Raw genomic sequence first — 22,184 nt, forward strand, 5'->3', positions numbered from 1 at the left:
CGTCCGACCTCAGCGCTTGCGTCCGGCGGGTGCCGGCGCCGGCGTCCCGGCCTGCGCGGCCGGCGTGGGCCGCGGCGTCTCGACGGCGAGCCGCTTCACCGGCCAGCCGTCGCTCCAGCGCTCCATGTCGGCGAGGCGCGGATTGTTCTTCAGCGCCGTCGCGTCCGATCCGGCGAAGGCCGCCGCGGCGGCGAGGTCGAAGGTCTTCCAGAAACCGAGATAATCGAGTGCGTCGACCCGGGCGAGGTTGATCTGCGAGACCAGGGTCTGCTGCTCGCCGGACAGCGCCATGTCGGCGGACCAGCGGAACGGCGGCGGCTTCGTCGCGTCCTTGGGCGCGTCCTTCGGCTCAGGGCCCGGCTTGATGGCGCCGCCGTCGTAGGCCGTGTCCACGCCGGCCGGGGCCGCCAGGGTCGCCGTCAGGGCCGGGAAGCCGTGATCGTCCGACAGCGCCCGCACGAAGAGCTTGCGCTCCAGCGGCACGGCACTCGCCTCGCGCAGGAGGCGCTTGGCCGCGAGATCGGCGGCCCGCGTGTCCTTGTCGCCGACCATGGTCACGATCAGCGTCGCGGGATCGATCGCCGACAGGTCGTTGAGGGCGATGCCGCGGGATTTCGGCCCGCTGGCGATGCCGCCAGGCATCACTGCGAAGATCAGCTTCGGCACCGGCAGGCCCTGGGCCTTGGCCGCGGCAGCCAGATCCATGGCGAGCGGAGCCCCGGCGAGGTGGCCGATCATCGCGACGCGGCCGAGGTCGGGCTTCGCCTCGCCGTCCGTCGCGATCTCGGCGAGGGCCGCCTTGACGAGGGATTCCGCGATGGCCGGGGCGTCGGCCGGGCGGGTCCGGTTCACCTCCTGAAATCGTGGATACAAGATGAGCCAGCCCTGGCGGGCGAGATGATCGATCCAGCCGCCGTAGCTCTGCGGATTGACCGCGCCCCACCCGTGCAGGACGATCGCGACCGGCCGGCCCTTCTCGGGGGCCGCGCCCGCGGCGTAGAACGCGTAAGTCGAGGCCGTGCCGCGCCCGAGCAGCCGCTTGGTCACCGTCGCCTTGCGGTCACCCACACCGCCCGCGCCGTCGGCGGGCTGGGCCGGCGGGGTCGCCGCCTGAACGGACGCGAGACCGGCCAGGGTCAGGATCGCGGCGGCGGTGAGCGATCCGCGAAGAACTGTGAGACGCATCCGGGACTCGACTGAGAGACGCACTGCGTCGGCAGGTCAGAATGCGCTGAATAGCAGATTCTCTCGTCTTGGCGACCCGCTGGCGCAGTCTCCTGTCAAGGTTCCGCGGCGGAAGCTAGGTCGGGCCGCAGCCCGCGGGACCCGGACGGTCGAGCTGCCGCGCCAGCGCCGCCAATTCCGCCGGCAGGTCGCGATCCGCCGTGCCGTAGACACTGAGCAGCCCCTCCCGGACCGTGTCGAGAACGGCGGATTCCGCCGAATCCCGCGAACCGGGGCGTCGGAGTGAATCGGCGTGGTTGGTTGCGACAATCTTCATGGCGGCGTCGGGGATCGGTTGTACTGCGGAAGTCCGGGCGCGGCGCGCTCCGGAGTGGCGTACAACTGTGCGGCCGCCTCAGGTTTCCAAGCCGGACGGGATTATTTTGCCGCCCGGTCCGATAACGGACGGTCCCGACCCGGCCGAGGGTCGCCCGGCCGCCTGCTCCACCCAGGCGAGGATGTCTTCGGCGCGCCACGGCTTCGGGATGAAGGTCGCCGAGACGCGCAGGTCGCTCGGCTGGTCGCCCGCGTCGCCCGAGGTCAGCAGGACCCGCACGCGCGGCCAAGTCACGCCGATGATCCGCGCGAGCTCGAAGCCGCCGATCGGTCCGGGCGTGCGGACGTCCGAGAAGACGACACTGACCTCGTCCGCGCGATCGTTGAGGATCGCCAGGGCGCGATCGGCGGTCTCGGCCTCGATCACCGTGAAGCCGGTATCCTCCAGCAGCGTGGCCGCGAGGAAGCGCTCGTCGGGCTGGTCCTCCACGACGAGGATCACGGGCTTCTGGCCAGGCTGTACCGAATCGCTCATGGACCAGGACACTCTACAGGGGCTGAACGGCGGTCGCTTCGATCGGTTCAACGCCCGAGCGCCGCGAAGGGCCAGACCCGCGCGGGCACAGATCCTCCTTGGATCCTTGCACGATTGTGAAGTTGTGGCCGTGTCTTGGGTAACACAGCCACTCCGGAACGCGCCCGATCGGGCGTCCTGGGCCGACTATTCAGCCGACGCCGTGCGATTTCAGGAAGGCCAGCGCGCGCTTCCAGCCGTCCTCCGCCGCCTCGCGGCGGTAGCTCGGACGATAATCCGCGTGGAAGCCGTGCGGCGCGTCCGGGTAAACCACGAGTTCGACGCTCTTGCCGGCCGCCCTGGCGCGGTCGCGCGCCTCCTCGACCGCCGCCACGGGGATGCCGGTATCGGCCCCGCCGTAGAGGGCGAGGAGCGGCGCGTGGATCTCGGCCGCCACGTCGCCGGCGGTGCGCGGCTGGATGTCGGTCCGCTCGCCACCGACCGGCCCGTACCAGGCAACGGCCGCCTTCAGGTCGCGACGATGCGCCGCGTAGAGCCACGTGGCGCGCCCGCCGCGGCACCATCCCATGACGCCGAGGCGGTTCGGGTCGCCTTTCGCCGCCGAGGCCGCCCAGGCCACCGTCGCGTCGAGATCGCCGATCCACTGCGCGTCCGGCGTCTTCGCGATGACGTCGCGGATGATCTGCTTCGGATCCGACATGGTCGAGAGGTCGCCCTGGCGGGCGTAGAGCTCGGGGGCCACGGCGCAGTAGCCAGCCTTCGCGAGCCTGCGGCAGATGTCCTTGATGTAGTCGTGGACGCCGAAGATCTCCTCGATCACCAGGACGATCGGGAACGGGCCCGCGCCCTCCGGAACCGCGCGGTAGGCCGGCATCGGCCCGTCCGCGGCCGGGATCTTCACCTCGCCGGCCTCGATGCCCGCACTGTCGGTGTGGATCACCTGGGCCTCGACGCGGGTGGTCGCGAGCGTCAGCCCGCTCATCAGGCTCGTCATCACGAAGCCCCGTCGCGACAGGGGCGGCGTGATCAACCCGTCGAGTCCGGCCCGGTCGTGATCCGCCATCGTGCTCTCTCCCTCGTTCCGAGGCTGAGGGCTATCCGCGGGCGGCCGCCCGGGTCAAATCGGCCGCCGTCGCCGGGTCCTCAGGCGCCAGCGGCCGCCAGGGCCCGGACGGGCCGCGGGCTGGCGGCGCGCGCCGGCTCGGCGATCTCGCGGGGCTTCAGCATGTCGCCCAGGCTCACGAAGGTCTCGGCGGCCGGCGAGATCACGGCGCGGATGCCGTAGCCCAGCGCGAAGGAGCGGATCAGCTCGGCGTCCCGCGGGATGCCGAACCGGTCGAGAGCGGCGAGGAACGCCTCGCGGAACAGGCTCGGCCGGCACCAGCGCTTCTCGGCCATCTGCAGCGGCCAGTCCCACAGGCCCTCCGCCCGGCGCGTCGCGAGCGCGGAGCGGGCGATGAAGTAGCCGGTCTGGCGGTGCTCGATTCCGTCCGCCTGCACCGACCAGTCGTCGTTGCCGAACAGTTCGACCTCAGCCGCGTCGCCCATCGGGTCCTCCGCCCTGAACCAGCCTTCCGGCGCGCCGGAACATTGCCGGAACACTGGAGCGGAAATCGGCGGTGGTCAAGGCGCTTGTTCCCGGTGCGTTCGCGAATCGCGCGGGCGCGCCTCAGCGGGCCTTGAACATGGTGTGCTCGATCCGGTCGCCCGGGGCGATCCCGAGCTTCGCCGCGGTGCCGGCGTTCAGCTCAAGTACCGCCACCACCGGGCCGCCCGACGGGATGATCGCCGTGGAGAGCGGCTCGGTGTCGGCGGCGATCCGGCTGATCGTCCCATCGGGCCGGATGAACACCATGTCGAGCGGCAGGTAGGTGTTCTTCATCCACATCGTGACGGGCTGGTTCTGCTCGAAGTCGAACAGCATGCCGTGGTCGGCCGCCATGTGCCGGCGGAACATGAGGCCGCGGGCGCGGGCGGCGTCGTCGCGCATCACCTCGACGTCGAAGCGCTTCGGCCCGGCCTTCGTGACGATCGTCAGCGGCTCCGACTTGGTCGCGGCGGCCCGGGCGGCCGCCTGCGCCACGACGGCGGGCGCCGGGGCGATCGCGGTCAGGGCGAGGCAGGCGATGGCGGCCGCCCGGGCGGTGCGAAGGAGGGGTCTCACAGGCTCATGCCTCTCGTGGGATGGCGCGCGGACCGTGAGGCCCGTCGCCCGGTGATAGACCAGGACATGCCGAAGGGAAATCCGGCTCCGGATTTTCCGAGCATCGGCAAGGAGATAGGACGGGGTATGTCGGGCCGGGGAAACGCGGCCTCAATGGGACGCGGGCATCGTCCCGTCGATCAGCCGCACCTCCGCCGCCATCACGCCCTTCGAGCCGTCGCCGTAGCGCACCAGGACGGAGTCGCCGGGCTTCAGCTCGGCGATCCCGTAGCGCCGCAGCGTCTCCATGTGCACGAAGATGTCCGGCGTCCCGTCGCCGCGGGTCAGGAATCCGAACCCGCGCAGGCGGTTGAACCACTTCACGACGGCGGTCTCGAGCCCGCTGGTCGGCGTCACGGTGACGTGCGTGCGCGGCATCGGCAGCTCGGAGGGATGCACCGCCGTCGCCTGATCGAGGGAGATGACCCGGAAGGCCTGCCAGCCGCGGGGCCGCTCGACGGCCTCCACGACGATGCGGGCGCCCTCGCTGGCCGCCTGGTAGCCGTCGCGCCGCAGGCACGTGACGTGGAGCAGGATGTCGGGCGCACCGTCGTCGGGCACGATGAACCCGAAACCCTTGGAGACGTCGAACCACTTGATGCGGCCGGCCACCTCGACGAGGTCGAGCGCCTCATCCTCGTGCTGATCCAGTTCGCCGGTTCGGGCGACAATCCCCCGCTCGGGGTTCTCCGGCCCGGATCCGCGTTCGTCAGACATGGCCGAGCAACCTACACCGAATCACGCCGCGCGCTCTCCCAGCAAGATTAACGAAGTCCTGATGTCCGGGAAGCCCATTTGGCCGGCAGAACAGTGACGCCAAGTTGCAATCTTGGCGCAAGGAGGCGGGGCCGCAACAGTCGATCGGTCGCAGGCTCGGGCGAAACCGGCGTTTAAGCGTCGGGGCTGCCGAGGGGTTTTCCGGATGCCGGCTCTCCCTCCCGGCACTCCCGCGCACGCCGCGTCGGCGTTCACGTTTCCGAGAGCCGACGTACCCGCTTCGGGCTCGGTCGGAGCGTCCGTCGCACGGCGCGATGGAAAGGGCGGCCCCGACATGGTTTGGGTGCACCATCATGTCCGTTGACGTCACCCTCGACCGTCCCGTCGCCGCCTCCCCGGTCGCGCCCGCCTCGCAGCGGCGCCGCCTGCCGATCATCGACGCGGCGCGGGCGGCCGCCCTGCTGGCGATGGCGAGCTACCACACGCTCTGGGATCTCGGTCACCTGCGGCTGACCGCGGAGAACTACGCGCTGACGCCGACGGGGCGGCACGCCGCCGAGGCGATCGCTGGCACCTTCCTGGTCCTGGTCGGCATCGGCCTCGTGCTGATGAACGGGCGCGGGGTCCGGCTTCGACCGACGCTGCTGCGGCTTGCGCGGATCGGCGGGGCGGCGCTCCTCGTGACCCTCGGCACCTGGGTCATGTTCCCGGACGCCTTCGTGTTCTTCGGCGTGCTCCACTGCATCGCCGTCTCGAGCCTGCTCGGGCTGCCGTTCCTGTTCCTGCCGGTCCCGGTCACCGCCGTCGCGGCCGCGGCCGTGCTCGCCGCGCCGCACGTGGTGCACGCGCCGGTCCTCGACGCGCCGGCCCTGTTCTTCCTCGGCCTCGGCTCGGTGTTGCCGCGGACGAACGACTACGTGCCGCTCTTCCCCTGGTTCGGGCTTGTGCTGGCCGGCATCGTCCTGGGTCGTCTGGCCCTGCCGCGGCTCGCCCGGTCGCGGCTGGGAGCCTGGGCGCCGCGCACGCGGCTCGGCCGCGCCGCCACCTTCGCGGGCCGGCACAGCCTCGCGATCTACCTCATCCACCAGCCGCTGCTGCTGGCGCTGCTGACCGGGCTCGTCACGGTGGTCGGCGCCAATCCGCGCGCCGGGCTGCGGGCGTTCCGCGCCGATTACGTGACGATCTGCGCGCGCACCGGCGGCGAGCCGCCGCTCTGCCGCATCGCCGCCCGCTGCACCTCGGAGGCGCTCCTCCGCGAGGACCTGTTCCGGGAGGATGGCCGTCCCTTCAGCGGGACGGAGCGCCTGCGCGCGCAGGCCATCTCGCAGGGCTGCTACGCCACCATGGAGGCCGCCACGCGATCCGCGCGCTGAACGCGGCGACCGACCTCGCAGGGTTGGTCGCCGGCGCGGACCCGATCAGTCCTTGGCGCGCTCGACGTAGGATCCGTCGGCCGTCATGACGACGACGCGGGTGCCGGCGGCGATGTGGGGCGGCACGGTCGTGCGCACGCCGTTCGACAGGGTCGCGGGCTTGTAGGACGACGAGGCGGTCTGGCCCTTCAGGACCGGCTCGGTCTCGGCGACCTCGAGCGTGACACGCTGGGGCAGCTCGATGGTCAGCGGGACGCCGTTATGGACGGAGAGCATCACCGCCATGCCCTCCTGAAGGTACGGGGCGGCGTCGCCGACCACGTCCTGCGGCACCGCGATCTGCTCGTAGTTCTCCGGGTTCATGAAGTGGAACCCCTCGCCGTCGCTGTAGAGGAAGGTGTGCTCGCGATCCTCCACGAAGGCGCGCTCGACCTGCTCGGTCGTCCGGTAGCGCTCGGACACCTTCACGCCGTCCGTGATCCGGCGCATGTCGAGCTGGGTCACCGGGGTGCCCTTGCCGGGGTGGATGTTCTCGGCGAACAGGATCACGTAGAGCTTGCCGTCCTTCTCGACGACGTTGCCCTTACGGAGCGTTGAGGCGATCACCTTCACGGAATTGCGTCCTGCATTGACATGGGGGCCGGCACGCGCCAAGCGCGGGCGCTGCATCTCGGACCCCGCCACTATCGCATCTGCGCCGCGGTTGCCAGCGGGCGGGCGTGGACCGTCGATGGCAACCGGCATCGGCCGCGGCGCGTCTCCGCGGCCCGGAGCCAGTCAGGTCCGAGGATGAGAGTGCTCCAGAACGCGACGCGTCCCGGTCGGAGCCGGCCGGTCCCGATCCGGTGCAGAGGCCGGTCGTGAGCGGACCCGCCTCCCCCTGGTGGTCGGCCGGCCGTCACGCCGACCGGCGCCCGGCGCTGATCCTGCGCAACCGCATCCTCGCGGCGTTCCGCGCGTGGTTCGCGGACCGCGACTTCGTCGAGGTCGAGGCCGCCTGCCTGCAGGTCTCGCCCGGCAACGAGGCGCATCTGTCGGCCTTCGCCACGGAAGCCATCGGCGCGAGCGGCGCCCGCACGCCGCTCTACCTGCACACCTCGCCGGAATTCGCCTGCAAGAAGCTGCTGGCGGCGGGCGAGCCACGACTGTTCAGCGTCTCCCGGGTGTTCCGAAACCGCGAGCGCGGGCCGTTGCACCATCCCGAGTTCACGATGCTCGAGTGGTACCGCGCCGGCGACCCCTACACGGCGCTGATGGCGGATTGCGCCGACCTGCTCGCCGGCGCGGCCGAGACCGCCGGCGCCCGCCGCTTCACCTTCCGCGACCGGGAGACGGATCCCTTCGCCGAGCCGGAGCGCCTGACCCTGGCCGAGGCCTTCGACCGCTTCGCCGGGATCGACCTTCTGGCGAGCGTCGCGCCGGGCGGCGAGACGGACCGCGAGACTCTGGCCGCCGCCGTCGCGGCCTCCGGCCTCCGGGTCGCCCCGGACGATACCTGGGCCGACCTGTTCTCCCGCGTTCTCGTCGCGCGGATCGAGCCGCATCTCGGCCTCGGCCGCCCGACCATCCTGTGCGAGTACCCGATCAGCGAGGCCGCCCTCGCCCGTCCGGCGCCGCACGACCCGCGGGTGGCCGAGCGGTTCGAGCTCTACGCCTGCGGCGTCGAGCTGGCCAACGCGTTCGGCGAGCTGACCGACCCGGCGGAGCAGCGCCGCCGGTTCGAGGCCGAGATGGCCGAGAAGCAGCGGGTCTACGGCGAGCGCTACCCGATCGACGACGAGTTCCTCGCGGCGCTGGCCGTCATGGCGGAGGCGTCGGGAGTTGCCCTGGGCTTCGACCGCCTGGCGATGCTGGCCTGCGGGGCTACCCGGGTCGAGGACGTGATCTGGACTCCCGTGGCGGAGACGCGGCCATGAACCGGGTCCTGCGCAGCGCGGACGACCTCCTCACCGCCGGCCTGATCTCGGGGGCGGAGGCCGAGGCCCTCGGCGCCGTCCTCGCGCGGTACGCGGTCTCGGTGACGCCCGACATGGCCGAGCTGATCGACCCGCAGGACCCCGACGACCCGATCGGCCGCCAGTTCGTGCCCCGCGCCGCGGAAGCCGTGGCGACGCCGGAGGAGCGCGCCGACCCGATCGGCGACGCCGCCCACGCCCCGGTGACGGGGATCGTGCACCGCTACCCGGACCGCGTGCTGCTGAAGCCGCTCCACATCTGCCCGGTCTACTGCCGCTTCTGCTTCCGCCGGGAGATGGTCGGACCCGACGGGCTCGGGACCCTCACCGACGCCGAACTCGACGCCGCCCTCGCCTACATCGCGCAGGATCCGCGGATCTGGGAGGTGGTGCTCACCGGCGGCGACCCGTTCGCGCTCTCGCCGCGCCGCCTCGGCGCCATCGCGGAGCGCCTCGCCGCCATCCCCCATGTCCGGGTCATGCGGGTCCACACGCGCGTGCCCGTGGTGAAGCCCGATCTCGTCTCCGATGCCCTGGTCCAGGCGCTCAAGCGGTTCGGGCGGGCGGTCTTCGTCGCCGTGCACGCGAACCATCCGCGGGAATTCACCGCCGCCGCCAGCGCCGCCTGCGCCCGGCTGGTCGATGCCGGCATTCCCCTGGTCAGCCAGTCGGTGCTCCTGCGCGGCGTCAACGACGAGGCCGCGACCCTCGAGGCGCTGATGCGGATCCTCGTCGAGAACCGGATCAAACCGTACTATCTCCACCACGGCGACTTGGCCCCCGGGACGGCCCACCTGCGCACGGACGTGCCCAAGGGACAGGCGCTGATGCGCGCCCTGCGCGGCCGCCTCTCCGGCCTCGCCCAGCCGACCTACGTGCTCGACATTCCCGGCGGCCACGGCAAGGTGCCGATCGGACCGGGCTACCTGCACGACACCCCCGACGGGGTGCGCGTGACCGATCCGGGCGGGCAGGACCACGCCTACCCGCCGAAGGCGTGACGGAGACTCTTCGATTATGCGCAGGCTTTGGGGCCGCCTCACCTCGGTGAACGTGCAGAAGGCGGTGTGGGGACTCGACGAGACGGGCCTGCCGTACGAGCGGGTCGAGGCCGGCGGCGCCCACGGGGTCGTCGACGACCCCGGCTACCGCGCGATGAACCCGAACGGCCTCGTCCCGACCTTGGAGGAGGACGGCTTCGTCCTGTGGGAATCCAACGCGATCCTCCGCTACCTGGCGGCGGTGAGCCCGGCCCTGGCCCTGCCGGCTGACCCCCGGGCGCGCGCCCACGCGGAGCAGTGGCTCGACTGGCAGGCCACGAGCTTCACGCCGGCCATGCGCGACGCCTTCTGGCAGCTCTACCGCGCGGCCGATCCGGACCGCGGCCTGATCGCCGCATCGCTGAAGAAGAGCGAGGCCATGGCGGAGATCCTCGACCGCCATCTCGCGGACCGGACCTACGCGGTCGGCGACAGCTTCGGCATCGCTGACATCGCCCTCGGCTGCGCGGCGCATCGCTGGCTGAACCTTCCGGCCGAGCGGATCGAGCGCCCGGCGCTGCGGCGCTGGTACGACCGGATCGCCGTCCGGCCCGGTGCCGCCCGGGCGCTCGGCGAGCCCATCGCCTGACGGCCGCCGCGGGCGCCCGGAGCCTTGCCGGCACGCCCGCGCGATCCACCTTCGCCGACCGCGCCGCCCGGACCGGGACCGGCCTTTCACGGAGCCCCCGATGGCGATCGACCCAACCCTGCGCGACGCGCTCTCCGCCGTGACACCGGCGAGCCTCGCCCGCGCCCTTGCGCGGGCCGGGGTGAAGGCCTGCACGCCACACGGGCTCTCGGCGCGGGGGAGCGGAACCGTGGTCGGGCCCGCCTACACGATGCGGATGATCCCGGCCCGCGACGACGCCGCGGGCGATCTCGCCGCGGCCATCGATGCCGTCCCCGAAGGCGCTGTGGTCGTGATCGATGCCGCGGCCTCCGCCCTCGCCCTGCCATTCGGAGCGATCCTGGCGGCACGCCTCGCCCAGCGCGGCGCCGTCGGTCTGATCACCGACGCGGCCCTGCCCGAGGAGATCGGCCTCCCCGCCTGGTGCCGGCCGGCCGCGGCCACAGGGGCCCTGGCCCTGGTCGGCACGCAGGAGCGCGTCGCCTGCGGCGGCGCCGCCATCCATCCCGGCGATATCCTGGTCGGCGACTCGAGCGGCCTCGTCGCCGTGCCGGCGGCGCTCGCCGAGCGGGTCGCCCTGGAGGCCGTCGAGCAGCAGCGCCTCGATCTCTGGATCCAGCGCGAGGTCGAGCGCGGCGCCGACCTCGCGAGTCTCCTTCCGCCGGACGCCGCGGCGCTCGCCCGGTTCGAGGCCGAGACGAAGCCGGCCTGAGCACCGTGTTCTTCCCCGTCTCGAAGGTGATCTTCTTCCTGATCACCCCGTCGAACTTCTGCATCTTCGCGATCCTGCTCGGGATCGCCGTCGCGGCGGTGACGCGGTGGCGGAGGGCCGGCCTCGGTCTGGCGCTGCTCGGCACCCTGCTGCTCGGCGCGGCCGGGCTGGCGCCCCTGTCGGACGTGGCCCTGATCCCCCTCGAGCAGCGCTTCCCCGCCTATCCGGATGACGGGCCGGCCCCGGCCGGGATCATCGTGCTGGGCGGCGGCATCGAGACGGGCCTCTCGGAGGCGCGTCGCCAGATCGTCGTCAACGATGCCGGCGAGCGGCCGATCTATCTCGCCGACCTCGCCCGGCGCTACCCGGCGGCGCGGCTGGTCTTCTCCGGCGGCAGCGGCTTCATCGCGGGCGGCATGGCCGAAGCCGACATCGTGAGCCGGCAGGCGGACGTGATCGGCGTTCCGCGGACGCGCCTTATCCTGGAGAACCGCTCGCGCAACACCCACGAGAACGCCGCCTTCTCGGCGGCCCTGGTGCAGCCGAAGCCCGGCGAGCGCTGGCTGCTCGTGACCTCGGCCTGGCACATGCCCCGGGCGGTCGGCTGCTTCCGCCAGGCCGGATTCGCGGTGGACGCGTTCCCGGTGGATTACCGGACCCGCGGCTGGGGCGACGTCGCGCATTTCCACGGCTTCGCGTCGGACGGGCTGCTCCAGTTCGACCTGGCCGTGAAGGAGTGGATCGGCCTCGTCGCCTATCGCCTGTCCGGCTACACGCCGGACTGGCTGCCGGGACCGGATTCCAGGGGGGCTTCCGAGGCCGCATCGGAGGTCGGCAGCGACAGGCGGTAGATCCCGCGGAAATCGTCCGGGTCGACGGGCTTCCCCTTCCGCAGGATCGCGATCCGCCCGGCATGGGCGAGCCGCACCGCGACCCGGCGCACAGGCTGCATCAGCGGGCCCCAGCCGTCCGGGTGCGGGCCGCCGAGGGCGCGGGCGACCTCCGAGGGGCAGACGGTCTTGTCGGCGCCGCGCTCGGCCACGAGGCGCAGCATCGCCGTCTCGATCGCGGCGTCGTCGGGTCGTGGGTCGGTCATGTGCGGGCCTCTTCGGCGGGCGACAGGAGCGGCGCCTCGAGCGGTCCCTCGTGGGGCCCCTCCCCGGCTTCGAGGAGAGCCTTGCGGATCTCCGAGGCAAACTGGCGGCGCCACATGATGATCACGACGGCCGTCGTCGAGACGAACAGCACGTAGGGGCTGATGAACCAGCCGAGATAGGCCAGCGCGAAAAAGAACGCGCGCTGACCGCGGGCGAAGTGCCGCCCGGCGCTGACGTTCATGGCCGCGAGCCGCCGCACCGCCCGCAGCATCTCGACGTCGCTCGTGCCGGACCCCTTGTGCGGCACGGCGCCCAGCAGGATCGCCGTGTAATTGAACAGCCTGTAGGCCCAGGCGAATTTGAAGAACGCGTAGACGAAGATCAGCGCGAGGCCGGCGACCTTCAGCTCCCAGGTCAGGCGATTGGCCACCGTCCCGAAGGGCAGCGTGGCGAACAGGTTCAGGACGTCGTCCCCGGAGCGCGACAGGGTCAGGACGGAACCCAGCGCGATGAGCGAAGTCGAGGCGAAGAAGGCCGTACCGTTCTGCAGCGAGGCGTTGATCTGCGTGTCGACCACCCGGTTGTCGCGGCCGATGACCTGGCGCGCCCAGTTGGCCCGGTGGCCGTTCATGATCTGGCTGAGGGAGACCATCCTGCCGCGCAGCCGGCCGACGGACAGGCCGTAGGCGATCCAGGCGAGGACGAAGTAGAGCAGCGCCGCGAGATCGAGATGCGAGAAGGCGGCGCTGCCGGCGGACAGGTCGGTCATGGTCTCCGGATGGCGGATACGCGAAGGGGCCGTCCGCCATACCAGTCCGCGGGCGCGCGCTGAACCCGCCGCGGCGATCTCAGTCGCGCAGGATCCGGAATTCGCCGTCGCGCGGCACGTCGCCGCCGTCCCGCGCGGCCACGTCGGTCACGCGCGCACCCGGCGGACCCGACCGGCACAGGGCCGCCATCTCCGCCACGGCCTCCGGCGCGCCGCTGAAGACCGCCTCGACCGTGCCGTCGTCGCGGTTGCGCACGGAGCCGGCGAGGCCGCGGGCGCGGGCCTCGGACTGCGTCCAGGCCCGGTAGGACACGCCCTGGACGCGACCGGTGACGATGACGGAGATCGTCCGGGTCTCGCTCATGCGGGCGCGGTCTCGCCTGGATGGGCCCGCGCCGGCGGCGCGGGCCGGGATGGCCTCACTCGGCCGCGATCGGGCGACGCATGCCGGCACCGAGGGCCGGGGTCCGCGTCGCGCCGGTGCGGACATGCGTGGAGTAGAGCATCAGGCCCGTGAAGGCGATGCCGCCCACGATGTTCCCGATCAGCGTCGGGATCTCGTTCCAGAGCAGGTAGTCCATCACCGTGAGGTGGCCGCCCATGAGGATCGCCGACGGGAACAGGAACATGTTCACCACCGAGTGCTCGAAGGTCATGAAGAAGAACACCGTGATCGGCATCCACATCGCGATGACCTTGCCGGGCACCGAGGTCGACAGCATGGCGCCGATGACGCCGGTCGAGACCATCCAGTTGCACAGCATGGCGCGGACGAAGAGCGTCAGCATCCCCGAGGCGCCGTACTTCTCGTAGCCGAGGGTGCGCGCCTCGCCGATCCCGGCGATGAGCTTGCCGACGGCGTTCGGCTCGGTGGCGAAGCCGAAGGTGAAGACGATCGACATCATCACCGCGGTGGTCAGGGCGCCCGCGAAGTTGCCGAAGAAGACCAGCACCCAGTTGCGGGCGACGCCGGCCACGGTGACGCCGGGGCGCTTGTCGATGAGGGCGAGCGGCGTGAGCACGCAGACGCCGGTGAACAGGTCGTAGCCGAGCAGGTACAGCATCGAGAAGCCGACCGGGAACAGCAGCGCCGCGACCAGCGGCTGGCCGGTCGCCTGGTTGACGCTCACCGCGAAGGCGGCGGCGAGCGCCAGGATCGCGCCGGCCATGTAGGCTCGGATGAACGTGTCCTTGGTAGCCATGAAGACCTTCGCCTCACCGGCATCGACGGCCTTCTTCACGAAATCGGCGGGCGCCAGATACGACATGCACAACTCTCCCTCGCGAACGCACGCCGATCGTCGTTGACCGACGGGCGCGCCGCGCAATCACGGATGGCCGGACGGGCGCGGTGCTGCCGCTCGCCCTCCAGCTCGCTCGTGGGCAAGCATGTCGCGTACCAACTGCGCGACGCTCAGGCGGGCAGGCCGCGGGCCCAGGTGCCGAGTTCCCGAAGATAGGCGGGCGGCAGCTGCGCCGCGCGCGCCGCCGCGACGACCGCCTCCAGGTATCCGGGCCTCGGACGGCCGGGCGCGGTCGAGCATCCGCGATAGATCAGGGCGCGCTTGACGCCCTCCCCGGTGCGGACCGGCAGCGCCGCCTTGGTGTAGAGCCCCCCGGCGACGCCCTCGTAGCGGTCGAGGGCCGGGATGTCGTCGGGAGCGAGTTCCCACAGGACGCCCCAGACGGTGCGCCTTCGATCGGGCACGACCGACGCGTAGCCCTCGCGCATGATGATGAAGCGGTGGTTCGGCAGATGTCCGCCGCCGATCAGCCGCGAAACCGGGCAGCGCAGCGCCATCGCGGCGGCATCCATGTTGGCGCCGTAGGCGAAATAGAGGGGCATGCCGGAGCTGTGAGAGCCTACTCGCCCGCTGGGGGATCGAGGCGCTGCGCGGCCCGCTCGTTCGCGCGCACGGCCGCGTAGGCGATCGCCAGCGTGATCGCCGGAATGCCGAACGTTACGAAGATCCAGTCGTAGTTCACGGCTTCAGGCTCCGGAGGGCACGCCTCGCACCGTAACAGTACTGCGCAGCCGGTCCCCAGCCAAACGAGCGTGAAGATCGCGTTCTCGACGCGCAGCGCCGGTGCACTCGGCACACCGAAGCTCGCGGCCGTCATCGGCGTGACGAAGCCGATGACGACGTAGGCAACCGCGATGTTGTTCAGCGCCGTCGCCAGCAGCTTGGTCTGCTCATTGTGAACCGTAGTCACGGCCGCGAGCGCGACGCGTGCCCCGCGATCAGGCGAATTCCAGGATCACCGCGTCGACCGCGAGGCTGTCGCCCTCCTTGGCGTGGATCTTCCCCACCGTCGCGTCGCGCTCGGCGCGGAGGACGTTCTCCATCTTCATGGCCTCGACGACCGCGATCGGCTCGCCGTTCTTCACCTCCTGGCCCTCGGTGACGAGGATCTGCTTCACGAGGCCGGGCATCGGGCAGAGCACCTGCTTGCCCGAGCCGGCCTGCTCCTTCACCGGCATCAGGGCGGCGAGCTCCGCCTCGCGGCGGGTGTAGACCCGGGCCTCGGCGGCCGCGCCGGCGTGCTGCAGGAACACGCCGTTGAGCAGGCTGCGCACCTGGATCGCCACGCGCTCCGAGCCGATCGTGCCGATCCAGACCGGCTCGCCCGGGCGCCAGGCGCTCGCCACCGTGAGCGCCGTGCCGTCGTCGCGGGTGACGAGGATGTCCTCGCCCTCCGGCTCGACCGTCACCGGGAAGGATTGACCCGCCAGGATCACCACGCGCTCACGCTCGAAGGCGAAGAGGCCGGGCGCGCGCATCTGCCCGGAGATGCCGCGCTTGCGCTGGTTGAGCTTGTGGTCGATCGCCGCCGCCGCCGCCATCATGCGGATCGCCACCGGGCCGGCGGGCTCCGGAGCCGTGAAACCCTCGGGGAATTCCTCGGCGATGAAGCCTGTGGACAGCCGACCCTCCTGCCAGCGCGGATGGGCCATCAGCGCCGAGAGGAACGGGATGTTGTGGCGGATGCCGTCGATGGCGAAGGCGTCGAGGGCCTCGCCCTGCGCGGCGATCGCCTCGGCCCGGGTCGGCGCCCAGGAGACCAGCTTGGCGATCATCGGGTCGTAGTGGATGGCGATCTCGCCGCCCTCCTCCACGCCGGTATCGTTGCGGATGATCGCCGTGCCCTGCTGGCCCTCCTCCGGCGGACGGTAGGTGGTCAGCCGACCGATCGAGGGCAGGAAGTTGCGGGTCGGGTCCTCGGCGTAGACGCGGCTCTCGACCGCCCAGCCGTTCAGCTTCACGTCGTCCTGGGTGATCGGCAGCTTCTCGCCGGCCGCGACGCGGATCATCAGCTCGACGAGGTCGAGGCCGGTGATCATCTCGGTGACCGGATGCTCGACCTGCAGACGGGTGTTCATCTCCAGGAAGTAGAAGGACTTGTCCTGCCCGGCGACGAACTCGACCGTGCCGGCCGAATCGTAGTTCACCGCCTTGGCGAGCGCGACGGCCTGCTCGCCCATCTTGCGGCGGGTCTTCTTGTCGAGGAGCGGCGACGGCGCCTCCTCGATCACTTTCTGGTTACGGCGCTGGATCGAGCACTCGCGCTCGCCGAGGTAGACGACGTTGCCGTGCTTGTCGCCGATCAGCTGGATCTCGATGTGGCGCGGGTCGGTGATGAACTTCTCGATGAAGACGCGGTCGTCGCCGAAGGAGGAGGCCGCCTCCGACTTGGCGCGGGCGAAGCCCTCCGCCACTTCCTCGCCCGAGTAGGCGATGCGCATCCCCTTGCCGCCGCCGCCCGCGGAGGCCTTGATCATCACCGGGTAACCGATCTCGTCGGCGATCTTCCTGGCGTGCTCGGGTGATTCGATCACGCCGAGGAAGCCCGGAACCGTCGAGACCTCGGCGGCGGCCGCCGCCTTCTTCGACTCGATCTTGTCGCCCATGGCGGCGATGGCCCCCGGGTTGGGGCCGATGAACACGATGCCGGCGGCCTCGAGCGCCTTCGGGAAGGCCTCGCGCTCGGAGAGGAAGCCGTATCCCGGATGGACGGCCTGGGCGCCGGTCTTCTTGCAGGCCTCGACGATCTTCTCGATCACGAGGTACGATTCGGAGGCGGCAGCGGGCCCGATATGCACGGCCTCGTCGGCCATGGCGACGTGCACGGCGTCGCGATCGGCATCCGAGTAGACCGCTACGGTCTTGATGCCCATCCTCCGGGCCGTCTTGATCACCCGGCAGGCGATCTCACCCCGGTTGGCAATCAGGATCTTGTCGAACATCGCTGGCGCACTGCTTTCGAGATCGCCGGATTGCGCACCGGCTTGACTGTCCCGATAGATCAGTTGCGCCGCCGACGGAAGCTGCGCCTTGGTCTGAGGCTCAGGCGGCCAGGGCGAAGGTCATGCGCGGGGCCTGGACCGTGTCGCGGGCGCGACGGTTGGCCTCGAGGGCGAAGGCCACCAGTGATTCGGCGCTGCTCTCGGCCTCGCGGACGACTTCCATGGCGATCCGGGCACCCACCGCGCTCGGGCCGTCGCGGCCGCTGAGCGAGGCGGCGAGCCACGCGGCGACGTCGCGGTCGATGTAGCCGGTCGGGCGCGAGCCCCACACGGCGAAGTCGACGACCGAGGCGACCAGGAAGTCGGCGAAGGCGTCGGAACCGATCACCGCCCGCTCGAGGGCGATCAGGAGGTCGGCCTCCTCGCGGTTCATGAGGCCGTCCGGGAGAACCTCGCGCTTCAGGACGAGCAGGTCCTCGTCGCTGATCGTGCCGGCCGAGACAGCATGGTTGCAGAACTGTTGAACGGAAATGGTGGTCATGATCGCCTGCCTCCCCGACCTTTGTTGCGGTCGGCTCTAGTCCCTGTGTGTCTTCAGCTTACGGGACCGCTCCCCTTCCAGAGGTTAATGGCGAGATCTGAACGGAAGTTCAGGTAAACACCCCCCGAGCAAGCAGGCTTATTGGGACGTTGACCGGTTGCGTTACCGGACGATGACCGTGGCTCCCACGGGCACCCGGTTGTAGAGGTCGACCACGTCGATGTTGCGCATTCGGATGCAGCCCGAGGAGACCGCCTGGCCGATCTTCTCGGGCTCGTTCGTGCCGTGGATCCGGTAGAGCGTGTCCCGACCGCGATCCGACAGGTACAGGGCGCGGGCGCCGAGCGGGTTCATCGGGCCGCCCTGCATGGCGTGGACGTGCGGCCAGCGCCGGATCATCTCGGCCGGCGGGTTCCAGGCCGGCCACTCCGCCTTGCGGTCGATCCGGGCCGTGCCGGTCCAGCCATACGCCTCGTCGCCCACCGACACGCCGTAGCGCATCGCCCGGCCGTTCGGCAGGACGAGGTAGAGCTGGCGCTCCTTGGTCTCGACGACGATCGTGCCGGGCGCTTCCCGGGTCGGGTCGGCGATCTCGTAGCGGGCGAAGTGCGGATCGAACTCGGCCTCGGGCACCAGGGCCATGTACTCGGCGTCGCGGGCCGAGAGCGCCGGATCGGGCACGCCCTTGAAGGTGCAGCCCGCCAGCAGCAGGGCGCAGCCGAGTCCCGAGATAATGCGCATATCCCCGCCTCGAAGGTCGTCGCGGCCGCGGACGGGGCGCGCGGATCGCCGATCCGGGTCCGTCCCGTGGAAGAATCACGCAACCATAAGGGGGCAACGGCACCCCGCCGTAGTCCGCGCGTTGGGCCCGTGGCACATTGCCGGCTCCTGTTGCCGGTGCGCGACAGGCGAGCATCCCGGGAGCGACCCTCGTGACCACCCTGTACGTGAGCCATCCCGCCAGCTTCGATCACGAGGTCCCCGAGGGGCATCCGGAGCGACCGGCCCGGATGCGCGCGGTGGAGCGGGCCCTGGAGGACGAGCGCTTCGCGGGCCTCGTGCGGGCCACGGCGCCCCGGGGCGAGATCGAGGCCGTCACCCTCGCGCACCCGCGCGAGTACGTGGACGCGCTGGTGGCGGCGGTGCCCGAGCACGGCATGGTCGGCATCGATTCCGACACGATCCTGTCGGCGGGCAGCCTCGAGGCGACGCTGCGGGCCGTGGGCGGCGGGATGCACGCCGTCGACGCCGTCGTCGGCGGCGAGTGCCGCAACGCCTTCGTGGCCATGCGCCCGCCCGGCCACCACGCGGAGCGGACCCGCGCGATGGGCTTCTGCCTGTTCAACCACGCCGCCATCGCGGCCCTGCACGCCCGGAAGAAGCACGGCGCCGAGCGGGTGGCGCTCGTGGACTGGGACGTCCACCACGGCAACGGCAGCCAGGACATCTTCTGGAACGACGCCTCGGTGCTCTACTGCTCGACCCACCAGATGCCGCTCTATCCCGGGACCGGATCGCCGTCCGAGCGGGGCGAGAAGGACACGATCGTCAACGTGCCGCTGCGGCCGAACGACGACGGCGAGGTGTTCCGCGAGGCGTTCGAGACCGGCATCCTCTCCCGCCTGGAGGCGTTCCGGCCGGACGTGATCGTGATCTCCGCCGGCTTCGACGCGCACCGGCTGGACCCGCTCGCCAATCTGCGGCTGGAGGCCGAGGATTTCGGCTGGGCGACCCGCCGCCTGATGGACCTGGCCGAGCGCTGCGCGGGCGGCCGGGTCGTCTCGATCCTCGAGGGCGGCTACAGCCTCGAGGGCCTCGGCAAGTCGGTGGCCGCCCACGTCGACGCGCTGATGGGCCGCTGACGGCGGCTGCGTTGCGGTCGTCCGGCGGCAGGCGATAATCGGCGTCTCGGAGGAGATCGCCGCCATGCCGCCACGGAGCCGTCTGCGCCCACCCCTGCGGAGCATTCCCGTCCCGGCCGCGGGCACCGCTCGATGACGCTCGCGGGCTTCCTGACCTACGCGCTGGCCCTCGGGGTCGCTGCCGCGATCCCCGGGCCCGGCGTCGTCGCCCTCGTCGCCCGGGCCCTGGGCGCCGGTTTCGGCGCCGCGATGGCCTTCTCGCTCGGCCTGATCCTCGGCGACCTGACCTATCTCGCCGCCGCGATCTTCGGCCTGTCGCTGATCGCAGAGGCGCTCGGGGCGGTCTTCGTCGTCGTCCGCTACGGCGCGGCGCTCTACCTGGCCTACCTGGCGTTCCGGCTCTGGCGCGCGGCCGGAGCCGCAGCCCGGGTCGAGGGGGAATCGCGGGACCGGCCGTGGACCAGCTTCGTCGCCGGGCTGACCATCACCTTGGGCAATCCGAAGACGATCGTCTTCTACCTCGCGATCCTGCCAACGCTCGTCGATCTGCGGGGCGTGACGGCGGCGGATTGCGTCACCCTCGTCGTCATCACGGCCGCGATCCTCTTCGCCGTGATGACGCCCTACGCGGCGCTGGCGGCGCGGGCGCGCGAGTCTCTCCGGCGGCCGGCCTTTCGCGCGCGGCTGAACCGCGGCGCCGCGGCGATCATGGCCGGCGCGGCTTTCTGGACCGTCCTGCGCCGCGCCTGACCGGGGCGCTCTTCCGGGCCTCAGCCCTCCAGGGGCTCGTCGCCGAGGAGCTCGATACCGAAGCCCGAGAGGCCGACATAGGAGCGGGACGAGGTGGCGAGGTTGCGGATCGAGACCACGCCGAGATCGCGCAGGATCTGGGCGCCGAGCCCGACCTCGCGCCACTGCCGCGCCCGCAGCGCCTCCGTTCCCTCGTCGGTGACGCTCTTGACCGGGACACCCGCGGTGCCGTCGCGGAGATAGACCAGCACGCCGCGCCCGGCCGCCGCGAAGCGCTTGAGCACGGCGTCGATCTGCTTGCCGCCGCCGATCACGTCGGCAGCGACGTTGGAGCGGTGCAGGCGCACCAGCACGTCGCGGCCGTCGCCGATCTCGCCCATCACGAACGCGAATTGCTGGATCGACTCGAAGGGCGTCGAGAAGACGTAAGCGTTCAGGTCGCCGTGGTTCGAGCGCACCGGGAAGTGTCCGACCCGCTCCACCAGACGATCGCGGGCCTGCCGATAGGCGATCAGGTCAGCCACCGAGACCTGCTTGAGGCCGTGCTTCTCGGCGAAGGTCTCGATCTGCGGCCCCTTCATGACGGTGCCGTCGTCGTTGGCGAGCTCGCAGATCACGCCTACGGGCGGCAGCTCGGCGAGGCGGCACAGGTCGACGGCGGCCTCGGTGTGGCCCGAGCGCATGAGCACGCCGCCGTCGCGGGCGATCAGCGGGAAGACGTGGCCGGGCCGCACGAAGTCGCCGGCGCCCATGTTGCCGTTGGCCAGCGCCCGCACGGTGTTGCAGCGCTGCTCCGCCGAGATGCCGGTCGTCAGCCCGTGCTTGACGTCGACCGTGACCGTGAAGGCGGTGCCCAGCGGTGCGTCGTTCGACGCCACCATCGGCGCGAGGTGCAGGCGCCGGGCCTCGGCCTGCGTGATCGGCGCGCAGACGATGCCGCAGGTGTTGCGGATGATGAACGCCATCTTCTCCGGCGTGCAGAGCGAGGCGGCGACGACGAGGTCGCCCTCGTTCTCGCGGTCGTCGTCGTCGGTGACGACCACGATCTCGCCGCGGGCGAAGGCCGCGATGGCCTCTGTGACGGTGCAGTGGGGCACGGGCATTCTCGAATTGTTGGGACGGACCCGGATCAGGGCTGGGATCCGACCTGTCCGCGATGGCGCAGATAGTGATCGGCCAGCACGCAGGCCATCATGGCCTCCGCGACCGGCACGGCGCGGATGCCGACACAGGGATCGTGCCGGCCCTTGGTGACGAGATCGACCTCGCCGCCGTCGCGGGTGACGGAGCGGCGCGGGGTCAGGATCGAGGAGGTCGGCTTCACGGCGAACCGCACCACGACCGGCTCGCCGTTGGAGATGCCGCCCAGGATGCCGCCCGCGTGGTTCGCCAGGAAGCGCGGCCGGCCGCCGTTGCCGGCCCGCATCTCGTCCGCGTTGTCCTCGCCGCGCAGGGCCGCCGCCGCGAACCCGTCGCCGATCTCGACGCCCTTCACGGCGTTGATCGACATCATCGCGGCGGCCAGGTCCGCGTCCAGCTTGCCGTAGACCGGTGCGCCGAGACCGGGCGGCACGCCCTCGGCGACGACCTCGATGACGGCGCCGACCGACGAGCCGTCCTTCCGGAGCCCGTCGAGATAGGTCTCGTAGAAGGACGCCGTCTCGGCATCGGGGCAGAAGAACGGGTTGTTGCCGACCGCGTCCCAGTCCCAGCGGGACCGGTCGATGGCGTGCGGGCCCATCTGCACGAGGGCCGCCCGGATGGTCACGCCCGGGATGACCTTGCGCGCCACCGCGCCGGCCGCGACCCGCGCGGCGGTCTCTCGCGCCGAGGACCGGCCGCCGCCGCGGTAGTCGCGGATGCCGTACTTCACGTCGTAGGTGTAGTCGGCGTGGCCGGGGCGGTAGCTGTCGCGGATCTCCGAGTAGTCCTTCGAGCGCTGATCCGTGTTCTCGATCATCAGCGCGATCGGGGTGCCGGTGGTGAGCTGGCGGCCGCCGGTGCGGTCGTCCGCGAAGACGCCGGACAGGATCTTGACCTGATCGGGCTCGCGGCGCTGCGTCGTGAAGCGCGACTGGCCGGGCTTCCGGCGATCCAGCTCGGCCTGGATCTCCTCGGCCTCCAGGGGCAGGCCGGGCGGGCAGCCGTCGACGACGCAGCCGAGCGCGATCCCGTGGCTCTCGCCGAAGGTCGTGACGCGGAACAGGTGGCCGAAGGTGTTGTGCGACATGGCGCGGCTGCCTTAGCGCGGGAGCG

General features: G+C 71.4%; 27 protein-coding genes. 8 read left to right on the plus strand and 19 right to left on the minus strand.

Annotated features, from left to right (window positions below; translation table 11 throughout):
* Positions 1-9: 9 nt before the first annotated feature.
* From ABIC30_RS08945 to ABIC30_RS08975, 7 genes are all read right to left on the minus strand, one after another.
* Positions 10-1,185, minus strand: coding sequence for an alpha/beta hydrolase (locus tag ABIC30_RS08945; protein ID WP_020092075.1), 1,176 nt, complete (start codon positions 1,183-1,185; stop codon positions 10-12).
* A gap of 115 nt (positions 1,186-1,300) precedes the next feature.
* A complete protein-coding gene (locus ABIC30_RS08950) occupies positions 1,301-1,501 on the minus strand; it encodes a hypothetical protein (protein ID WP_020092074.1) in 201 nt (66 codons plus the stop codon).
* 78 nt (positions 1,502-1,579) lie between these two features.
* Positions 1,580-2,035 (minus strand): response regulator, encoded by a 456-nt coding sequence (locus ABIC30_RS08955; RefSeq protein WP_042675510.1) that lies wholly within the window; start codon positions 2,033-2,035, stop codon positions 1,580-1,582.
* A 190-nt stretch (positions 2,036-2,225) separates the two neighbouring features.
* Positions 2,226-3,098: a dienelactone hydrolase family protein gene (locus ABIC30_RS08960; RefSeq protein WP_020092072.1), complete on the minus strand. Its 873-nt coding sequence runs from the start codon at positions 3,096-3,098 to the stop codon at positions 2,226-2,228.
* A gap of 80 nt (positions 3,099-3,178) precedes the next feature.
* Positions 3,179-3,583 carry a hypothetical protein gene (locus ABIC30_RS08965; protein ID WP_020092071.1) on the minus strand — a complete coding sequence of 135 codons (405 nt, stop codon included), beginning with the start codon at positions 3,581-3,583 and terminating at the stop codon, positions 3,179-3,181.
* 121 nt (positions 3,584-3,704) lie between these two features.
* Complete coding sequence (locus tag ABIC30_RS08970; protein WP_502915834.1) at positions 3,705-4,199, minus strand: DUF192 domain-containing protein; 495 nt, start codon at positions 4,197-4,199, stop codon at positions 3,705-3,707.
* 150 nt (positions 4,200-4,349) lie between these two features.
* Positions 4,350-4,955 carry a cold-shock protein gene (locus tag ABIC30_RS08975; protein ID WP_020092069.1) on the minus strand — a complete coding sequence of 202 codons (606 nt, stop codon included), beginning with the start codon at positions 4,953-4,955 and terminating at the stop codon, positions 4,350-4,352.
* 353 nt (positions 4,956-5,308) lie between these two features.
* Here ABIC30_RS08975 and ABIC30_RS08980 point away from each other — a divergent pair, with 353 nt between their 5' ends.
* Complete coding sequence (locus tag ABIC30_RS08980; RefSeq protein ID WP_354454725.1) at positions 5,309-6,328, plus strand: heparan-alpha-glucosaminide N-acetyltransferase; 1,020 nt, start codon at positions 5,309-5,311, stop codon at positions 6,326-6,328.
* Between the two features lie 45 nt (positions 6,329-6,373).
* Here the strand turns inward: ABIC30_RS08980 and efp are convergent, their stop codons facing one another.
* Positions 6,374-6,997, minus strand: a complete 624-nt coding sequence (efp, locus tag ABIC30_RS08985; protein WP_199778764.1) for an elongation factor P — start codon at positions 6,995-6,997, stop codon at positions 6,374-6,376.
* 191 nt (positions 6,998-7,188) lie between these two features.
* Here efp and epmA point away from each other — a divergent pair, with 191 nt between their 5' ends.
* The 5 genes from epmA (at position 7,189) to ABIC30_RS09010 (ending at position 11,514) form a co-directional block, all read left to right on the plus strand.
* Positions 7,189-8,244, plus strand: coding sequence for an EF-P lysine aminoacylase EpmA (gene epmA, locus ABIC30_RS08990; RefSeq protein WP_354454727.1), 1,056 nt, complete (start codon positions 7,189-7,191; stop codon positions 8,242-8,244).
* On the plus strand, positions 8,241-9,284 hold the full coding sequence (locus ABIC30_RS08995; protein ID WP_103984757.1) for a lysine-2,3-aminomutase-like protein: 1,044 nt from the start codon (positions 8,241-8,243) through the stop codon (positions 9,282-9,284). The genes epmA and ABIC30_RS08995 overlap by 4 nt, the downstream gene beginning before the upstream one ends.
* A gap of 16 nt (positions 9,285-9,300) precedes the next feature.
* Positions 9,301-9,912 (plus strand): glutathione S-transferase family protein, encoded by a 612-nt coding sequence (locus tag ABIC30_RS09000; protein WP_020092064.1) that lies wholly within the window; start codon positions 9,301-9,303, stop codon positions 9,910-9,912.
* A gap of 100 nt (positions 9,913-10,012) precedes the next feature.
* Complete coding sequence (locus ABIC30_RS09005) at positions 10,013-10,663, plus strand: RraA family protein (RefSeq protein ID WP_020092063.1); 651 nt, start codon at positions 10,013-10,015, stop codon at positions 10,661-10,663.
* Positions 10,664-10,668: 5 nt separating this feature from the next.
* Complete coding sequence (locus tag ABIC30_RS09010) at positions 10,669-11,514, plus strand: YdcF family protein (RefSeq protein WP_020092062.1); 846 nt, start codon at positions 10,669-10,671, stop codon at positions 11,512-11,514.
* Here ABIC30_RS09010 and ABIC30_RS09015 read toward each other — a convergent pair.
* From ABIC30_RS09015 to ABIC30_RS09055, 9 genes are all read right to left on the minus strand, one after another.
* On the minus strand, positions 11,433-11,759 hold the full coding sequence (locus tag ABIC30_RS09015; RefSeq protein WP_020092061.1) for a DUF3253 domain-containing protein: 327 nt from the start codon (positions 11,757-11,759) through the stop codon (positions 11,433-11,435). The genes ABIC30_RS09010 and ABIC30_RS09015 overlap by 82 nt on opposite strands.
* The gene (locus ABIC30_RS09020) at positions 11,756-12,529 is read right to left on the minus strand and encodes a DUF599 domain-containing protein (protein WP_020092060.1); all 774 of its coding nucleotides are present in this window, start codon (positions 12,527-12,529) and stop codon (positions 11,756-11,758) included. Before ABIC30_RS09020 ends, ABIC30_RS09015 begins: the two co-directional genes overlap by 4 nt.
* A 79-nt stretch (positions 12,530-12,608) precedes the next feature.
* On the minus strand, positions 12,609-12,893 hold the full coding sequence (locus tag ABIC30_RS09025) for an acylphosphatase (protein WP_020092059.1): 285 nt from the start codon (positions 12,891-12,893) through the stop codon (positions 12,609-12,611).
* A 55-nt stretch (positions 12,894-12,948) separates the two neighbouring features.
* Complete coding sequence (locus ABIC30_RS09030; protein ID WP_020092058.1) at positions 12,949-13,797, minus strand: formate/nitrite transporter family protein; 849 nt, start codon at positions 13,795-13,797, stop codon at positions 12,949-12,951.
* Between the two features lie 146 nt (positions 13,798-13,943).
* Positions 13,944-14,375, minus strand: a complete 432-nt coding sequence (locus ABIC30_RS09035) for a gamma-glutamylcyclotransferase family protein (protein ID WP_091676826.1) — start codon at positions 14,373-14,375, stop codon at positions 13,944-13,946.
* Between the two features lie 17 nt (positions 14,376-14,392).
* Complete coding sequence (locus ABIC30_RS09040; protein ID WP_020092056.1) at positions 14,393-14,743, minus strand: hypothetical protein; 351 nt, start codon at positions 14,741-14,743, stop codon at positions 14,393-14,395.
* Positions 14,744-14,771: 28 nt separating this feature from the next.
* Entirely contained in the window at positions 14,772-16,775 is a 2,004-nt protein-coding gene (locus ABIC30_RS09045; protein ID WP_020092055.1) for an acetyl-CoA carboxylase biotin carboxylase subunit, read from the minus strand.
* Between the two features lie 100 nt (positions 16,776-16,875).
* Positions 16,876-17,316 (minus strand): hypothetical protein, encoded by a 441-nt coding sequence (locus ABIC30_RS09050; RefSeq protein ID WP_020092054.1) that lies wholly within the window; start codon positions 17,314-17,316, stop codon positions 16,876-16,878.
* A 162-nt stretch (positions 17,317-17,478) separates the two neighbouring features.
* Entirely contained in the window at positions 17,479-18,057 is a 579-nt protein-coding gene (locus ABIC30_RS09055; protein WP_020092053.1) for a L,D-transpeptidase, read from the minus strand.
* A 191-nt stretch (positions 18,058-18,248) separates the two neighbouring features.
* Between ABIC30_RS09055 and ABIC30_RS09060 the strand changes: the two genes are divergently transcribed.
* Together ABIC30_RS09060 and ABIC30_RS09065 are read left to right on the plus strand one after the other, a co-directional pair.
* Positions 18,249-19,178: a histone deacetylase family protein gene (locus tag ABIC30_RS09060; protein ID WP_020092052.1), complete on the plus strand. Its 930-nt coding sequence runs from the start codon at positions 18,249-18,251 to the stop codon at positions 19,176-19,178.
* A gap of 132 nt (positions 19,179-19,310) precedes the next feature.
* Complete coding sequence (locus ABIC30_RS09065) at positions 19,311-19,928, plus strand: LysE family translocator (RefSeq protein WP_020092051.1); 618 nt, start codon at positions 19,311-19,313, stop codon at positions 19,926-19,928.
* A 20-nt stretch (positions 19,929-19,948) separates the two neighbouring features.
* Here ABIC30_RS09065 and ribB read toward each other — a convergent pair whose 3' ends face one another.
* Together ribB and aroC are read right to left on the minus strand one after the other, a co-directional pair.
* Positions 19,949-21,025 (minus strand): 3,4-dihydroxy-2-butanone-4-phosphate synthase, encoded by a 1,077-nt coding sequence (gene ribB, locus ABIC30_RS09070; protein ID WP_026604765.1) that lies wholly within the window; start codon positions 21,023-21,025, stop codon positions 19,949-19,951.
* A gap of 32 nt (positions 21,026-21,057) precedes the next feature.
* Positions 21,058-22,158, minus strand: coding sequence for a chorismate synthase (gene aroC / locus ABIC30_RS09075; protein WP_020092049.1), 1,101 nt, complete (start codon positions 22,156-22,158; stop codon positions 21,058-21,060).
* Positions 22,159-22,184 lie beyond the last annotated feature (26 nt).

It is taken from the genome of Methylobacterium sp. 1030, from assembly GCF_040544715.1.
In the GTDB taxonomy this organism is placed as follows: domain Bacteria; phylum Pseudomonadota; class Alphaproteobacteria; order Rhizobiales; family Beijerinckiaceae; genus Methylobacterium.

Bases quoted from the DNA above. Each gene is read 5' to 3' on its own strand.
- ABIC30_RS08945 (WP_020092075.1), bottom strand. From the start codon at position 1,185: ATGCGTCTCACAGTTCTTCGCGGATCGCTCACCGCCGCCGCGATCCTG.
- ABIC30_RS08950 (WP_020092074.1), bottom strand. From the start codon at position 1,501: ATGAAGATTGTCGCAACCAACCACGCCGATTCACTCCGACGCCCCGGT.
- ABIC30_RS08955 (WP_042675510.1), bottom strand. From the start codon at position 2,035: ATGAGCGATTCGGTACAGCCTGGCCAGAAGCCCGTGATCCTCGTCGTG.
- ABIC30_RS08960 (WP_020092072.1), bottom strand. From the start codon at position 3,098: ATGGCGGATCACGACCGGGCCGGACTCGACGGGTTGATCACGCCGCCC.
- ABIC30_RS08965 (WP_020092071.1), bottom strand. From the start codon at position 3,583: ATGGGCGACGCGGCTGAGGTCGAACTGTTCGGCAACGACGACTGGTCG.
- ABIC30_RS08975 (WP_020092069.1), bottom strand. From the start codon at position 4,955: ATGTCTGACGAACGCGGATCCGGGCCGGAGAACCCCGAGCGGGGGATT.
- ABIC30_RS08980 (WP_354454725.1), top strand. From the start codon at position 5,309: ATGTCCGTTGACGTCACCCTCGACCGTCCCGTCGCCGCCTCCCCGGTC.
- efp (WP_199778764.1), bottom strand. From the start codon at position 6,997: ATGCAGCGCCCGCGCTTGGCGCGTGCCGGCCCCCATGTCAATGCAGGA.
- ABIC30_RS08995 (WP_103984757.1), top strand. From the start codon at position 8,241: ATGAACCGGGTCCTGCGCAGCGCGGACGACCTCCTCACCGCCGGCCTG.
- ABIC30_RS09000 (WP_020092064.1), top strand. From the start codon at position 9,301: ATGCGCAGGCTTTGGGGCCGCCTCACCTCGGTGAACGTGCAGAAGGCG.
- ABIC30_RS09005 (WP_020092063.1), top strand. From the start codon at position 10,013: ATGGCGATCGACCCAACCCTGCGCGACGCGCTCTCCGCCGTGACACCG.
- ABIC30_RS09015 (WP_020092061.1), bottom strand. From the start codon at position 11,759: ATGACCGACCCACGACCCGACGACGCCGCGATCGAGACGGCGATGCTG.
- ABIC30_RS09020 (WP_020092060.1), bottom strand. From the start codon at position 12,529: ATGACCGACCTGTCCGCCGGCAGCGCCGCCTTCTCGCATCTCGATCTC.
- ABIC30_RS09025 (WP_020092059.1), bottom strand. From the start codon at position 12,893: ATGAGCGAGACCCGGACGATCTCCGTCATCGTCACCGGTCGCGTCCAG.
- ABIC30_RS09030 (WP_020092058.1), bottom strand. From the start codon at position 13,797: ATGTCGTATCTGGCGCCCGCCGATTTCGTGAAGAAGGCCGTCGATGCC.
- ABIC30_RS09035 (WP_091676826.1), bottom strand. From the start codon at position 14,375: ATGCCCCTCTATTTCGCCTACGGCGCCAACATGGATGCCGCCGCGATG.
- ABIC30_RS09045 (WP_020092055.1), bottom strand. From the start codon at position 16,775: ATGTTCGACAAGATCCTGATTGCCAACCGGGGTGAGATCGCCTGCCGG.
- ABIC30_RS09050 (WP_020092054.1), bottom strand. From the start codon at position 17,316: ATGACCACCATTTCCGTTCAACAGTTCTGCAACCATGCTGTCTCGGCC.
- ABIC30_RS09055 (WP_020092053.1), bottom strand. From the start codon at position 18,057: ATGCGCATTATCTCGGGACTCGGCTGCGCCCTGCTGCTGGCGGGCTGC.
- ABIC30_RS09065 (WP_020092051.1), top strand. From the start codon at position 19,311: ATGACGCTCGCGGGCTTCCTGACCTACGCGCTGGCCCTCGGGGTCGCT.
- aroC (WP_020092049.1), bottom strand. From the start codon at position 22,158: ATGTCGCACAACACCTTCGGCCACCTGTTCCGCGTCACGACCTTCGGC.